Source organism: Fodinibius halophilus, assembly GCF_011059105.1.
Classification (GTDB): Bacteria; Bacteroidota; Rhodothermia; order Balneolales; family Balneolaceae; genus Fodinibius; species Fodinibius halophilus.
This window is the reverse complement of the sequence record NZ_JAALLS010000003.1, coordinates 108177-124318: the sequence shown is the minus strand read 5'-3', so window position 1 is coordinate 124318 and position 16142 is coordinate 108177. Positions and strand designations below refer to the sequence as shown.

The 16142-nt window shown below is 43.2% G+C and carries 11 protein-coding genes; 8 read left to right on the top strand and 3 right to left on the bottom strand.

All coding sequences use genetic code 11. The annotated features are described in order from the left end of the window. Window positions 1–202 precede the first annotated feature (202 nt). From ispE to G3569_RS03745, 7 genes are all read left to right on the top strand, one after another. A complete protein-coding gene (ispE, locus tag G3569_RS03775; protein ID WP_165266241.1) occupies window positions 203–1078 on the top strand; it encodes a 4-(cytidine 5'-diphospho)-2-C-methyl-D-erythritol kinase in 876 nt (291 codons plus the stop codon). 286 nt (window positions 1079–1364) lie between these two features. Continuing rightward, on the top strand, window positions 1365–4538 hold the full coding sequence (locus tag G3569_RS03770) for a BspA family leucine-rich repeat surface protein (RefSeq protein WP_165266239.1): 3174 nt from the start codon (window positions 1365–1367) through the stop codon (window positions 4536–4538). A gap of 76 nt (window positions 4539–4614) precedes the next feature. Next, window positions 4615–5883 (top strand): BspA family leucine-rich repeat surface protein, encoded by a 1269-nt coding sequence (locus G3569_RS03765; protein ID WP_205720017.1) that lies wholly within the window; start codon window positions 4615–4617, stop codon window positions 5881–5883. Window positions 5884–5955: 72 nt separating this feature from the next. Next, window positions 5956–7485 (top strand): BspA family leucine-rich repeat surface protein, encoded by a 1530-nt coding sequence (locus tag G3569_RS03760; RefSeq protein ID WP_165266237.1) that lies wholly within the window; start codon window positions 5956–5958, stop codon window positions 7483–7485. A gap of 176 nt (window positions 7486–7661) precedes the next feature. Further along, window positions 7662–10124: a glycogen/starch/alpha-glucan phosphorylase gene (locus G3569_RS03755; protein ID WP_165266235.1), complete on the top strand. Its 2463-nt coding sequence runs from the start codon at window positions 7662–7664 to the stop codon at window positions 10122–10124. 125 nt (window positions 10125–10249) lie between these two features. Further along, window positions 10250–10678 (top strand): MarR family winged helix-turn-helix transcriptional regulator, encoded by a 429-nt coding sequence (locus G3569_RS03750; protein ID WP_165266233.1) that lies wholly within the window; start codon window positions 10250–10252, stop codon window positions 10676–10678. Window positions 10679–10778: 100 nt separating this feature from the next. Next, the gene (locus tag G3569_RS03745) at window positions 10779–12587 is read left to right on the top strand and encodes an AAA family ATPase (protein WP_165266231.1); all 1809 of its coding nucleotides are present in this window, start codon (window positions 10779–10781) and stop codon (window positions 12585–12587) included. Window positions 12588–12617: 30 nt separating this feature from the next. Here the strand turns inward: G3569_RS03745 and G3569_RS03740 are convergent, their stop codons facing one another. From G3569_RS03740 to G3569_RS03730, 3 genes are read right to left on the bottom strand one after another with little or no spacing between them, the layout of a single operon-like run. Next, complete coding sequence (locus G3569_RS03740; RefSeq protein WP_165266229.1) at window positions 12618–13286, bottom strand: alpha/beta hydrolase; 669 nt, start codon at window positions 13284–13286, stop codon at window positions 12618–12620. Window positions 13287–13292: 6 nt separating this feature from the next. Then, complete coding sequence (locus tag G3569_RS03735) at window positions 13293–14225, bottom strand: ring-cleaving dioxygenase (RefSeq protein WP_165266227.1); 933 nt, start codon at window positions 14223–14225, stop codon at window positions 13293–13295. A gap of 12 nt (window positions 14226–14237) precedes the next feature. After that, window positions 14238–15164, bottom strand: a complete 927-nt coding sequence (locus G3569_RS03730; protein ID WP_165266225.1) for a VOC family protein — start codon at window positions 15162–15164, stop codon at window positions 14238–14240. A gap of 166 nt (window positions 15165–15330) precedes the next feature. Here G3569_RS03730 and G3569_RS03725 point away from each other — a divergent pair, with 166 nt between their 5' ends. Continuing rightward, the gene (locus G3569_RS03725) at window positions 15331–16104 is read left to right on the top strand and encodes a patatin-like phospholipase family protein (protein WP_165266223.1); all 774 of its coding nucleotides are present in this window, start codon (window positions 15331–15333) and stop codon (window positions 16102–16104) included. The last annotated feature ends 38 nt before the right edge of the window (window positions 16105–16142 follow it).

The window sequence follows — 16142 nt, the reverse complement described above, 5'->3', positions numbered from 1 at the left end:
CCTAAGGGTTTCGGTAGATTACACCTTAGCATAGGTTGGCTTGTCGAAGTATCTCTTTCAGGATCTCGAGATTCCGCATCAAAGTGCAGGTTTTGGAGCCAAAATAATTATACAATAACTCCAGGTATTTTTTGATTTGTTGCAAACATAATTTCTACTATTTAACCACGAGACCCTCAGGGTTTCAAAAGAATGTATAAAGATGTCTAACGAAATCTGGATTGCTGATTCGTACGCAAAAATAAACCTAGGTCTGCATGTTTTGGATCGCTTGCCAACGGGCTATCACGCTATTGAAACGGGCTTCTGTTTTCTGGAGTGGCGCGATCGTTTTGAGGTTCGCCAGGCACCGGAGATGAAGCTTGAGCTGAGCGATGAGGAGATCCCTACCGATGGCAGTAACCTGATTAATAAAGCCATTGCGGCCCTGGATCGGTATGTGGGGCTCAAAAACAATTACCTGATTCGGGTTGATAAACGTATTCCAACAGGAGCAGGGCTAGGAGGTGGAAGCAGTAACGCTGCTTTGACGCTGCGGATGCTTAACAAAATTGAAGAGATGGGACTCAGTGATGATGAGCTTATTGACCTGAGTCGTAATATCGGGGCGGATGTGCCCTTCTTTATTAAGGGTAAGACGGGGATTGGCAAAGGTATTGGCCATGAAATCGAAGAGCTGGATATCCAGCCCAATCATTGGATTGTGGCATGTTATCCCAATAAACAGAGCAGTACGGCTGAGGCCTATAAATATTGTGTGCCCAACCCGGATCCCGATTTTGATCTCAAAAAGACGCTTACCGAAGAGCCTATTGATGAGTGGCAGTATACCTTGTTCAATGACCTGGAGCAGGCGGTGTTCCCTCGCATTCATGTATCGGGAAATCTTAAAGACCAGATGTATGAGTTCGGTGCCATCTATGCTTCTATGACGGGCAGTGGTTCTGCAGTCTACGGTATTTTTGAGCAGGATTTTGTTGCAACCAACGCCTACCAGGGATTTCTTGAGCTTGACCTGCCTGCGAGTTTAACCCGTCCCGGCTTTGAACCGGATTATGGAATCTACCGAAAGGGATAATAATTGTTTCTCTCCGTTTTGAGCTTTTGAAGTCGCCCGGCTTTCAATAGTTATAAACGTACCAGGCAGTAAAACTTTACCACTTTCCTCCCCTCCTTTTCGATTTGGAAGAGAAAAAATATCTCATCCGGATGAAAATGAGGGATTTTTTATTCCTATCACGTATATAATAACAGAGAGCGATTAAAACTAGTCTTGAACAGGAATTACCAATGCCTTTTCAGTAAAGTTTACAGACTAATTTCGAAAGTGTCGGCGAACTTTAAGTTATACTAAAAATAATATCATGATGAGACGACTAACCACACTACTTATCCTACTTGTATTTACAGGATTCATGTTGGCCGCATGCAGCGATTCGGGCACGGGACCTGATCCCGATGAAAATAATGGGAATAATGAAAAGGAGGAAGTTGCAACTTACGCGGTTTCGGTCGAAACGACCCCAACAGATGCCGGAACGGTATCCCCATCGACAGAAGGAAAGTATGAAGAAGGAAAAGAAATACAGTTATTGGCCAACCCGGAAGATGGCTATGTTTTTGCCGGCTGGACCGGAGATATGGAAGGGAATGTAAATCCACTGCCGTTGACGGTGGACCAAGATTTTAATCTTACCGCAAACTTTGAGCCCAAAAATTATGAGTTGAGTACCAACGTGGAAGGAGAAGGTTCAATCCAGGAAAAGGTGTTACAGCAGAAGTCGAATGAATACGAAGACGGTACGGCAGTAGAACTGGTTGCCACACCGGCCAAAGGGTATAAGTTTGTTGAATGGAAAGGAGACACAACAGCTACTGAAAACCCCACTCAAATTACGGTTGATGATCCCAAAGAGATAACGGCGGTTTTTGAGAAGAAAAGTTATGAACTGGCAGTAACAACCGAAGGAAGTGGGGCCGTTTCTGAGAAGGTGGTATCGAAAGCCAAAGCTTATGAATATGGGGATGTCGTAGAATTGACTCCCAATGCGGCCGAGGGGTGGGAGTTTGTGCAGTGGAAAGGAGATTTAACAGGCTCCAGTATCCCTGCTCAAATTACCGTAGATACGGCCAAGGCAGTAACAGCCGTGTTCGAAAGAGAGACGTTTTCTTTGAACTTAAATACGGCGGGCAAAGGATCTGTTGCCAAAGATCCGGACCAGACTGAATATGAATATGGCTCAACGGTTACCTTGACGGCTTCACCGGCAGATGGTTGGGCTTTTAAGGAATGGGGCGGTGAGATTTCAGGTTCTCATCCCACGATGGAAGTTACGGTGAATTCAGAGAAAGATATCATGGCGGTATTTGAAGAAAAAAGCTATGATCTGACGGTGAATACCGATGGAGAAGGTTTGGTAACCGAAGAAGAAGTGAAGTCCAAAAGTTATACGCACGGTACTTCGGTGCAGCTGACGGCCGAGCCTGCAGACGGTTGGCGATTTGTGGAATGGCAGGGGGATTTGACGGGTAGCAGTAATCCTGCCGAAATTACGGTGGGTTCTTCTAAAACGGTAACCGCCGTCTTTGAAAAGAGTCCGGTACATCTGTCCCTATCGACAACAGGTCAGGGATTGGTGACCAAGAATCCGGACCAGAGCGAATACGAACCGGGGACAACTGTGACGCTGACGGCAGATCCTGCGGACGGCTGGGAGTTCGTCGAATGGACCGGCGATCTGTATGGTACGCAACCGACGACCGAATTTACGATGGATGCGGACAAAAGCATTACAGCAGTCTTTGAGGAAAAAAGCTATGATCTGACGGTGAATACCGATGGCGAAGGTTCGGTAACCGAAGAAGAAGTCAAGGCCAAAGGTTATACGCACGGTACTTCGGTGCAGCTGACGGCCGAGCCTGCAGACGGTTGGCGATTTGTGGAATGGCAGGGGGATTTGACGGGTAGCAGTAATCCTGCCGAAATTACCGTTGATAACCCCAAAGAGGTGACGGCGGTTTTTGAGCCCCTGTTCTATCTGGCGAAAAATGGGGTGACCGTTGTATGTCCCGAAGCCGAACCCGGCCAGAAAGGTATATTAAACGGAGATTCATACGGCAAAGAATATGAAGCCGTGGACCGAACGTTGCTGGAGCAAAAGATAAGCAACGGCGAAGATCTAACTGCGGTATGTACCACGCTTATAACTGATATGAGTGATTTATTTGGTGGGAGTTATAGTAATCCAGTTAGGTTTAATCAGGATATAGGAAGATGGGACGTGAGTAATGTGACCTCTATGCGAGACATGTTCTCCTACGTAATCAATTTTAACCAAGATATCAGTGGATGGGACGTGAGCAATGTGACCTCTATGCGAAGTATGTTTTATGAAGCTACAGCCTTCAACCAAGACATTGGCAGCTGGGATGTTAGCAGTGTCACCTCTATGCGTACTATGTTTTGGGAAGCTAAAGCTTTTAATGGGGATATTGGCAGCTGGGATGTGCGAAGCGTCACGGTAATGAATAATATGTTTAGTGATGCCTCATCCTTTAACCAGGATATAGCCACCTGGGATGTTAGTAATGTTACCGATATGGTGGGAATGTTCAGTGGTGCTACATCATTCAACCAGGATATCGGAGACTGGAATGTCAGCAGTGTGGAAAATATGAGTAACATGTTTTGGGGCGCTACAGCTTTCAACGGGGATATTGCTGATTGGAACGTCAGTAGTGTAACGAAAATGAACCGGATGTTTGTTGGTGCCAGTTCATTTAATCAGGATATCAGAAGTTGGGATGTCAGTAGTGTAGAAAGTATGGTTCGTATGTTTGACGGTGCCAGTTCATTCAACCAAGATTTGGGAGGCATCTTGGGCTGGGAAGACATCAGTAACGTAACAAATATGAGGGGCATGTTTAAAAATGCTACAGCCTTCAATGGGGATGTTGGTCACTGGGATGTTAGCAAGGTAGAGAGTATGTCAAGTATGTTTGAAGGTGCTAGTTCGTTCAATCAAGATTTAGGAGGCTTCTCTGGCTGGGACGACGTCAGTAATGTTACAAGTATGCGGGATATGTTTAAAGATGCTACGGCCTTCAATGGAGATGTCGCCGATTGGGATGTCTCCAGTGTCACGAATATGGATGGAATGTTTAAGAATGCCTCATCCTTTAACCAAGATATCAGTGATTGGGACGTCAGTAATGTTGCAAGTATGGAGAGTATGTTTACTGGTGCTACATTGTTCAACCAGGATATCGGAGACTGGAATGTTAACAGTGTGGAAAATATGGGTAACATGTTTAGGGACGCTATAAACTTCAATACATATATAGGAGCCTGGGATGTGTCAGGCGTAAATAATATGGATAAAATGTTTAAGGGCGCTGTAGACTTTGATCAAAATCTAAACGGTTGGTGTGTGAGTCAGTTTGGTACAAAGCCCACTGAGTTTGATGCCGGTGCCGGTTTTGAAGGCAGTGTCAAACTCCCGAATTGGGGGAGCACAAACGCATGTTCCAATAAGTAGAATATGCAAACAGGATGACCAACCAATCAAGGATTGGTCATCCCGGAAAAAAATTTAAAAGGAATGAAAAAAAATCATGATGAGACGACTAACCACACTACTTACTACACTTGTATTCACAGGATTCATGTTGGCTGCGTGCGGCGATTCCGGCACCGGTCCCGGCAATGACGGTAATGGAGACAACGATGGAGGTGAAACAACCACCTACAGCATGGATATCACCGTAACGCCATCAGAAGGGGGGGCTGTTTCTCGGTCAGCCGATGGCCCCTATGATGAAGGAGAAACTGTAGAACTAACCGCCGAGGCCGCCAGCGGCTGGATCTTTGTGGAGTGGCAAGGAGATATGACAGGAACAGAGAATCCCCAACAGATTACCATTGACGAGTCTAAAGAGGTAACGGCCGTCTTCGAAGAGGAACAAGCAAAATTTTATATGGCCGAAAACGGTGTGACTATCAAGTGTGAAGACGCCGGCGTTGGCGATACCGGTACGGTAGATGATGTCACTTACACTAAGCGCATTGCCGATCAGATTACCACAGATAATGCCTCTACCACTTGCACAAGTGATATTACGGATTTGAGTTATGTTTTTCGGGACTCTGTGGATTTCAACGAAGATATTAGCAGTTGGGATGTCAGCAGTGTTACAACTATGACTGCTATATTTCATGATGCTAAGTCTTTTAACCAGGATATCAGCCACTGGGATGTGTCTAGTGCTACGAATATGCTTAAAATGTTTCAAGGTGCCGAGGCCTTTAGTGGGGATATCAGCAGTTGGGATGTCTCTGGTGTTTTGTATATGGGATCTATGTTTATGGATGCTACTGCCTTTAATGGTGACTTGAGCAACTGGGATGTCAGCAGCGTGACGGATATGAGTGCGATGTTTTGGAATGCTACTTCTTTCAATCAGGATATCGACAGCTGGGGAGATGATGTAAGTAGTGTAGAAAGTATGAAGCGCATGTTTCAAGGTGCCGAGGCGTTTAATCAGGATCTCAACAGTTGGGATGTATCCGGTGTGGAAGATATGAGTGATATGTTTCATGATGCTATCAACTTTAACGGGGAGATCAGTAACTGGGATGTGTCTAATGTAACCGATATGAACACTATGTTTGCCGATGCTGAGGGCTTCAATAGAGATATAGGCGATTGGGATGTCTCGGGAGTTACAGATATGGAGACGATGTTTTATAATGCTACATCTTTTAACCAAGATCTCAGCGGCTGGTGTGTATCAAATTTCACATCAGAGCCCGGTGGTTTTTCATCATTCAGTGCGCTTGAAGATAGTAATGAACCGGAGTGGGGAACTTGTCCCGGTACATAGAAAACAATTGATAATTATTTGCCAGCCGTAAAAAGGCCGGCTTAATCCACTAAAAAAACTAAGAATATCATAATGAGACGACTAACCAAACTACTTATCACACTTTTATTTACAGGATTCATGTTGGCCGCGTGCGGCGATTCGGGGACCGGTCCGGGAGATGAAGGCGAAACAACCACCTACACGGTTGATCTGTCTTCTACCGAAGGGGGATCGATCTCTCCCTCAGGTTCAAACACCTATGATGAAGGGGAAGAAATTGAGATTGATGCCAATGCCAACGAAGAATATATGTTTACCAGCTGGACCGGCGATGTAGAGAGTTCTGACAATCCGTTGTCATTGACAGTAGATCAAGATTATTCTATTACAGCCAACTTTAAAGTAAAAAGCTATGAGCTTGCCGTTACCACAGATGGTGATGGATCAGTAAATGAGGAAATCGTTCAACAAAAATCCACAGATTACGAGCACGGTACTGTTGTGAAATTGACGGCCAATCCTGCTACCGGCTGGGAGTTTGTAGAGTGGACCAAAGATCTAACCGGCAGTGAAAATCCCCAGCAAATTACGATGGATGGGGCCAAAGAAGTAATGGCTGTGTTTAAAGAGCAATCTCCATTTTATTTGGCTGAAAACGGAGTGACAGTAAAGTGTGAGGATGCCAGTGTGGGTGACACCGGAGAAGTGGATGGCGTTACTTATACCAAACGCAGCAAATCCCAGATTACTACTTCCAATGCCGAAACAACCTGTACGAGTGGAGTAACGGACATGAGTGGTATGTTTGGTAGTGAGGATACTTTCAATGGTGATATTAGTCATTGGGATGTGAGCAGTGTAACCGATATGAGTGCTATGTTTTTCCGTGCAACTTCCTTTGACAGAGATCTCAGCAACTGGGGTGTGAGTAATGTAGTAGATATGAGTGAGATGTTTTATGAAGCCACAGCTTTTAATAGAGATCTCACCAGTTGGGATGTCAGCAGTGTAACGAAAATGAGTAGAATGTTTGAGCGAAATAGTACTTTCAATGGAGATATTAGTAGCTGGAATGTCTCGTCTGTTACAGACATGGATAACATGTTTAATCAGGCTTCAGCCTTTAATGGAGATATTAGTGGTTGGAATGTAAGCAATGTAACGAATATGGAGAATATGTTTAGTGAAACGTCTTCCTTTAACTCAGACATCAGTGGCTGGGATGTGAGCAAAGTAACGGATATGCAGGATATGTTTTATGGGGCAAATTCATTTAATAGAGATCTCAGCAATTGGAATGTTAGCAGTGTTACAGATATGCGGTCAATGTTTGCTGGGGCTGATACCTTCAATGGAAATATCAGTAGTTGGAATGTAAGCAGTGTTGAATTTATGAGCAGTATGTTTGAGCATGCAGATTCCTTTAATAGAAATATTGCCAACTGGGACGTGAGCAATGTAACGAGCATGACTTCAATGTTCGAAGATGCAGCATCTTTTAATCAGGATATTAGCAGCTGGTGTGTATCTAATATTTCTTCAGAACCTTCTAACTTCTCCGCAGGAAGTCCACTTACAGAGAGTAATAAACCTGAATGGGGTACCTGCCCGGGCTCGTAGTAATAAACTGGGTTACTGAATTTTAACAGTCCCATTGTATAGCTGGTGCAATATTGAGTTTGCACCAGCTATTTTTTAAAAAGGGATTTGCACTTCTTTTTAAGCTCGATTTTTATTTTTACTGTATTCGCATTTAATTACCCAATTAACAAATACAATAATTGGGTTTACAGACAATGCCTTCAGACACCTCGCACAACCCCCGTACGGGAATGGATGTGGATGCCTTTCGCGAAGATATCCATCAGCATCTTCATTATACATTGGCTAAAGATAAGTTTTCATCCACAGAGTGGGACCATTATAGAAGTGTGGTAATGGCTGTTATGGATCGCCTGCATGATCGGTGGATTAACACCCAGCAAAGCTATTATGCCCAAAAGTCGAAGCGGGTGTACTACCTGTCGATGGAGTATCTTATTGGGCGGCTGATGGATAATATGCTCATTAATCTGGGAGTGCAGGATGTGGTGGCCGAGGCGATTGAAGATTTGGGGCTTGATTATGATAAGGTGCGCGAAGCCGAAGCTGATGCCGGGCTCGGTAACGGGGGGCTGGGGCGGCTGGCCGCATGTTTCCTGGATTCGATGGCTACCCTGGGCGTACCGGCGCTGGGCTATGGCATTCGATACGACTACGGTATTTTTGATCAGGATATTGAAAACGGTTGGCAGGTAGAGAAGCCCGACATGTGGTTGCAGTATGGATACCCGTGGAGCGTAGTGCGTCCCAAGAAGAAATACCGGGTTCGTTTTTATGGAGAGGCTACGGCCCATGAGGATAGCAACGGGCGCCTCCATTTTGACTGGGTGAATACCCATAACGTGACAGCACTGGCCTATGATACCCCTATTCCCGGTTATCAAAATGATGTGGTTAACCACTTGCGTCTGTGGAAGGCAACGTCTGATGAAGGCTTTGATCTTAAAAGCTTTAACCAGGGAGATTATATTGATGCAGTACGCAACAATCTGCTGGAAGAGAATATCTCGCGCGTGTTGTATCCCAATGACAAGGTATTCAAGGGACAGGAGCTGCGGCTGAAACAGGAGTATTTTTTAGTCTCGGCTTCGCTGCAGGATGCCATGGTGCGCTTTAAAAAGCAGTTTTCAGACCTGTCTAAGATTCCCGAACAGATGGCGATTCAATGTAACGACACGCATCCGAACCTGGCGATTCCGGAGTTGATGCGTGTGCTGATGGACGAAGAGGGTTTGGAATGGATACCGGCCTGGGAGATTACGACAAAGACGATCAACTATACCAATCATACGTTAATGCCGGAGGCACTGGAGAAGTGGCCACTGTCGTTGATGTCAAATTTGCTTCCTCGACATACACAGATTATTCGCGAGATTGATCGTCGTTTTTTGAATACTATTGAGGTAAGCGGTGATCGTAGCGCGAACAGCAAGAAGAACGATATGCGGATTATTAGTAATGAGATGGAGTCGCGCGTACGGATGGGCCACCTTGGAATTGTGGGGGCGAAAAAAGTAAACGGGGTCTCGAAGTTGCACAGCTCGCTGATGAAGAAAACTATTTTCAGTGATTTTAGCGACCACTTTCCCCAAAAGTTTACCAACGTAACAAACGGCATTACCCCCCGCCGATGGCTGCGGCAGTGTAACAGAGAATTATCGGAACTTATTTCTGATAATATTGGCAGTGATTGGGTTACAAATTTAGAACAGCTGCAGCAGCTGGAGAAGTTTGCCGGCGATGAAGAATTTCAGGAGCAGTTTAAAGAGATCAAACTTCGTAATAAGCAACAGCTGGCCGGCTATATTAAAAAGACGATGGGCGTGCAGGTAGATCCCCACTCTATTTTTGACATCCAGATCAAAAGGATCCATGAGTATAAGCGTCAGTTAATGGCTATTATGCATGCCATCGCGCTATATAACAGGCTGAAGAAAAATCCCAATGCAGATGTTGCGCCACGAACACTGCTTTTTGCTGGTAAAGCGGCTCCGGGCTATACGATGGCCAAGCTGCATATCAAATTGATTAACAGTGTAGCCGAGGTTATTAATAATGATCCGGATGTGGCACCTAAGCTAAAGGTGCTTTTTCTACCGGATTATAGTGTGTCGCTGGCCGAAAAGATGATTCCTGCCGCCAATCTTTCTGAACAGATCTCTACAGCAGGAATGGAAGCTTCGGGCACGGGGAATATGAAGTTTGCCCTCAACGGCGCGCTAACGATTGGTACACTGGATGGGGCAAATATTGAAATCCGTGAACAGGTGGGGAATGAAAATATTTTTATTTTCGGGCACACCGTGGATGAAATTAAAGAGGTGCGCAACAGTGGTTATCATCCACAGGAGATATACGAGGAGGATGAAGAGCTAAAGAAGGTGGTAGACCAGATACATGAGGGATATTTCACCCCCGAAACTCCGGACCTTTTTCACCCTATCACCAATGCTTTACTTAGCCAGGGCGACTATTTTATGGTACTGGCAGACTTCCGACAATATATCGACAAGCAGAAGGAGGTAGAAGAGAATTACCGAAATAGTTTCGACTGGAATAAAAAGGCAATTTTAAATGTTGCGAAGATGGGACACTTTTCTTCTGATCGTTCCATTCGTGATTATTGTGAGCGGATCTGGGATATCGATATAGAGTAATAGGTGCCCGGGATAGAACGGTTGATCCGTTTTTTTGTACAAAGGAATCGGTTTGTAGTGGGATTTGTTTTTAAAATTCTCATGGATCACTATATTGATTTGCATGCACAGCCAAAATAATTGTTATGGCAGAAAACAACGATGACATTCTTGAAGGGAATCTCTTTTTCTTAGCAGCAGCTTTTTCCCGAAAGCTTACGCGACAAGCCGATGAGGTCTTTGCTTCGGTAGGGTTATCATCGTCGCATGCGCTATTATTACTATTGGTTCAAAATGATCCGGGGATACAGCCGAGCAAATTGGCAGAGCGCCTGCACCTTAAGCCTTCTACCATAACACGACTGGTGCAAAAGCTGGAGCGGCGCGAACTGGTTGAGCGGGAATCGAAAGGACGTGCTACATCCGTTGTTTCAACAGCAAAGGGGGGACGCGTTGCCCAGGAAGTTAAGGATAAATGGAGAAGCCTTAATAGTCTGCAGAGCGAGCAGTTGGGAGACCGTTACGTAAAAGTACTATCAGAGATGATCGACAAAGCCCTGGAAGCCATGGAGTAGGTTTGATCAGAATTTTTATTAGGGAGACATTATCAAAATGTTTTTTATACATACTCTTTATTAAGAGTGTATTTTTAATTTGTAATCAAAGTTATTTGTCATGGAGTTAATTAGTTTTAGAATCTTTAATTTTAAATCAATTATTGATTCAGGGGAATGCTATTTGTCAAGGGATTTAACGATTTTAGCAGGAAAAAATGAGTCAGGAAAGTCTAATGTTCTTGAAGCATTGGAGTGCTTTAACGTAGATAAAGAATTCTCTGAAGATCATATACCGGTACATAAAGATGGAGAACCGAGAATTGAGCTTACCCTAAGAATTGGTCATGAAGAGCTTCCTACCTTTAAAGTAACAGAAGAGATTAAAGAGTTGTCCAAAAATGAATTGGAGCTGACTTTGACAAAAGATTTTTCATCAAATTATTTTTTGGATGAAGAATTCTTGCGCCAAATAGGATTATTAGAAATTAAAAAGGCACGATATAAAGTTAGGGAAGATATAGAAAAGAAAACTAGTGAGATTAACATATTGCATGATGAAAATGTGTCAAGACAGGCTGAAGTTAAACTTCCTGAGGTCATTTATAACAATCTTGAAGATTCAATAAAGAGATTCAAGCAATATACTAATCAATTAAATAACAATAGTCATGTTAGCAATGTAAATACTTTAACCCAAGAAGTTAATGAGTTGATTAGCTTACTCAAGATTAATAAAAATGATAACGATGATTTAAGATATGCGACTGAGCTTGCGCACTATGTGCCATATTTCGTTTTATTTAAATCTTTTGATGATATCTTACCTAATGAGATTGAAATCGATAATTTATCAAATAGTAAATGGATTAAAGCATTTGAGAAAATTTCTGATATTGATACAAGTTTAATAAAGTCAGGAGGGAACCTACAGAAGGTTAATCATAAAAAAAGATTAAATATAGAATTCAATGAAGAGCTTCAAAAATATTGGAAACAAGATCAGTCAGAGGTTTTAATAGAATGGGATAGTGATACAGTCTTGTTCTTTATTTCTGAAGAAAATGAGCATTTTAAGCCCAGCATGAGGAGTAAGGGAAAACAGTGGTATTTATCTTTTTATATTTTGGTATCTGCGAAGACAAAAGAAGAGTACGATAATATAATTTTGATAGATGAACCTGGTCTTTATTTACATGCTAAAGCACAGAAAGATATCATCAAGAGATTGAATGATTTGCCTTCACAAATTCTTTTTTCAACACATTCCCCTTATTTGATTAGTAATGATAGGTTGCATAGAGTTAGAGCTGTTTTGAAAGAAAATAATAATACTACAATATCTAATAAATTACATAAGGTTTCGGATAAAGAAACATTAACGCCAGTTTTAACAACAATAGGGTTAGGTATAAATGATGGAATAAGTAATGTTGATAAGATTAATAATATAATTGTTGAAGGTCCTTCTGACTACTATTATTTAAATGCTTTTATGAAAATTATGAATGAGAATTCAGTCAATATAATTCATGGGGGTGGGGCTACTAATATGCCACATGTTGGAACTATTCTCCAAGGCTGGGGTTGTGATATATATTATCTGTTCGATAATGATAATGGATATAAAGAAGCAAAAAAGAAGTTAGATAAGGATTGGGAGTGCACAACTAAAGATATGATAGGTAAAATACCATTGGCAAATGCAGCAATTGAAGATGTTTTAAGTAAAGATCTATATCATTCGGCAATATTAGAGACAGGCAAATATGATAAAAGAAAAAAGAATTCAACGATAGCAAAAAAAACGGATAAGGTACTTAACGCAAAGTTATTCTATGAGAAAGTACTAAATGGTGGAATTGATATAGATGATGAGTCCAAAGAAAATATTAAAAAATTGATAGATATACTTAGAAAGAAGTTCTAAGATAAAATGAGTAATTATACAGTATGTAAACTATATGCTTTCTAATATTTTGTTTACTTCTTTGATCTCATCCTCATTGACCGTATGGCCCATTCCCTTGTAGATTTTCTTTGTTACATCTGCATTCAACTGCTGTAAGATGCGGGCGGTATCTTCCACTCTTTTTTGGGGGATATGGGGGTCAACGTTGCTGCATCCCAGGAAAACCGGTGTTTCTTTTAAGTCTCCTTCATAAGCGGCCTCGTCAATCATGTCGCCAATTAATCCACCGCTAAATCCAATGATTGCCCCAAAACGTTGTGGGTGACGGGCCGCAAATTCGGTGGTAAGGCAAGCACCTTGTGAGAATCCCAGCAGGGCGATATGGTCAGTATTAATTCCAGCTTTATTGAGTTCGCTAATTTGATTATAAATAGCTTGCAGTCCGCTGGAGATTCCGGGCTGATTGTTCTCCCGGGGTGCCAGAAAAGATCGGGGATACCAAGTGTGACGCCTTGCTTGTATGGCCCGGTAGTGGATATCATCTCGTTCAAATTCATCAGCAAAGAGCATCATACTTTGTGCCGATGCTCCCCGTCCATGGGTCAAAATCATTGCCATGGAGGCATCGTTAGGAGATAGGCCGCCCGTAACTACCTGCATATTTTGTTGGTGAGGCCCGTTGAATGGGTTGTCGGGATCTACGCGAAAAAGGGACATAGGATGCTAGGTTTTAAGAGTTGGCAGGGCCGCTTCTATCTCGTCTCGTTGCGAGCGATACCACGGGGGCAGTTCTAGTTTTTCGGCTTGGTCGGCATCAAAATCAGAATTCACAAAATAGCCCGGTCCGCTAGTAGCCATTTCAAAAAGCAGTCCGTTTGGCAGTCGAAAGTAAACAGACTTAAAGAAATGGCGATCAGTAATTTCTGTCGGTTGAAGGCCATATCGCAGTACCTCGTGACGCAGCTTTTTCAGATCTTCTTTATCCTCAGTTTGGAAGGCCAGGTGGTGGACAATGCCCGCCCCATTTTGTCCTTGCCTTGCCGGGGTTTGTTTGAGAATGATGGTTTTTCCGAGTGTGCTCTTGCTTTTATAGAGCGTTGCGTTCTTTTCAGAGCTATCTTTTTCAAATCCCAAAATGGAGGTCAATACGTTTTCTGTATGCTCAGTGTTAGCTACCTCCAAGGTAGTGCTCCAGAATCCTTGTATCTGATGTTCGGTAGGGACCGGTGATTTCTCCCAGCCTTTGGGATCTGAGAGAAGGTCATCAAAAACCAGGTGAAGCTGTAGGCCATCCGGATCTTTAAAAGAGAGGTGCTGTTTATTATAGCGGCTAATAGGACCGCTGAAAGGAATCTTCTGTTCTTTAAGATGTTCTTGCCAATAGGATAAAGAATCTTTTGGCACTGCCAGCGATATAGCAGTAGCTTCCCCGGTTCCGTTGATCCCTTCCCGGGCATTGGGCCATGGAAAGAAGGTCAGGCTAGAGCCCGGGCTCCCCTCGGCATTGGCATAGAAAAGGTGATATTTCGTGGGGTCATCTTGGTTTACCGTTTTCTTAACCATTCGCATCCCCAGCTTTTTTACATAAAAATCATAATTGGCTTGGGGATCGCTGGCAGTGACAGAAATGTGATGAATTCCGCGGTGTTCAGACATGGTAGCAATAAGTTAAGCAGTTAAAGAGGGTAGATCTTGCTCAATATCAGTTCGTTCATGTTCCAGCCAATCGGGTAATTGAAGTGATTGTCCCAGCTTAGCAACATCTTCATCGCAGGTAAAACCGGGTGGATCCGTTGCAATTTCAAAAAGAATGCCGCCCGGTTCGTGGAAATAGACCGATTTAAAGTAATCTCGATCTTTCACTTCCGTGAGGTAATATCCTTTGTTCAATAACTTTTTCCGGTACCGTTCCTGTTCTTCTTCATCTTCGGCGCGAAAGGCAATATGGTGTACGGTGCCTTTGCCCGGTTTGCCATTGAGGGGAAACTGATCAATAATCTCTATCGTTGATCCAAATTCAGCTTTTGATTCATATAGGTACCGGTTTTCAAACTGATTGGTGAGTTCAAAACCCAGATCCTCTTCAAGCAATCGACCTGTTCCTGCATAATTATCTTCGGCCAGGGTAGCGCCGTGGATGCCACGAATGGTGTGTCGAGCCGGAATGGGTCCATCTTCCCAGCCCTCTGCCTTATCTGCCACGGGATCCAATACCAGTTCCAAGTGTAAACCGTGTGGATCTTGCAGTCCAATTACTTCTTTGCCAAATCGTTCAAAAGGATCTTCAAAGTCGATTTTCTGTTCTTCGAGATGGTGCAGCCAAAATGATTTTGAAGTTGTTGGAATAGAAAACGATACAGCCACCACCTGTCCTGCATCCGGTTCTCCGTCTTTCAAGTGTTCCCAGGGAAAGAATGTTAGGATGGTACCCGGTTCGCCCGTTTCGTTGCCATAGTAAAGGTGGTAAACCGAAGGATCGTCAAAATTGACCGTTTTTTTAACCATTCGCAAGCCCAGCACCTGTGTATAAAATTTGTGATTTTCTTTGGGATCGCCGGCCACGGCAGTAATGTGATGGATGCCTTGGTGAGACATAGAGAAAGTTCAGTTTAACTTTTTATTTATAAATTGAATTACATTTTGCACCTTCTTGGTACTACTGAAATTCGGTACCTTAAAGTAAGTGTAATATTGAAAGTTATCATCTTAAATTGGAACAGAATTTGGACTAAAAAGAATTCAGATAAAGAGAATATTATTTATGACTGAGAATGACAGTTCTATTGGTTTGGCCTTGGGAGGCGGTGCTGCGTTGGGCGCAGCTCACGTGGGAGTGCTTCGTGCCATGGAGGAGTTAGAAATAAACATTGATTACCTGGCAGGAACAAGTATCGGGGCTATGGTCAGCGCTTTATATGCCTTTGGGATGCCGGTGGATGAGATTGAAAGTATTGCTCTGGACCTGGACTGGCCGGATGTGTCGGGTATTGCCCTTTCAAAAATGGGATTGTTAACCAATAACGAACTGGGAATGATGCTGGATAACCATTTGGGAAATGTTACGTTTGAAGAGGCTGATATCCCTTTGGCTGTTATTGGCACCGATATTTCCACAGGTGAGAAGCTGATTATTGATGAGGGGGATGTCTCGGATGCGGTGAAGGCGAGCACTTGTATTCCGGTGCTTTTTGAGCCGGTTCGGTATCACGGTCGCCTTTTGGTTGATGGTGGGTTGAAAGAGAGCGTACCGGTATCTGCTTTACAAGCTTTTGAAGCGGATTATATTATTGGCGTAGATTTAGGTGCCAGGCGGGAGTATGAACAACCAAATAATATTTTAGGAATACTGAATAATACGCTCGAGATCGCCCTTTCTCACTTGGCACATGTAAATCCCCTTGATATTGATCTCATCATTCAGCCTGATTTGGGAAAGTTCAGTCGAACTGATACTGAAAACACAGCAGAAATGATCGAAATTGGATATCGCTCTGCCAAAGAATCTTTCAGTACCCTGAGTTCAACTAGTAAGTGAAAGATGAAGTAATATCCCAGGAAATTCCCCGAGGCCTT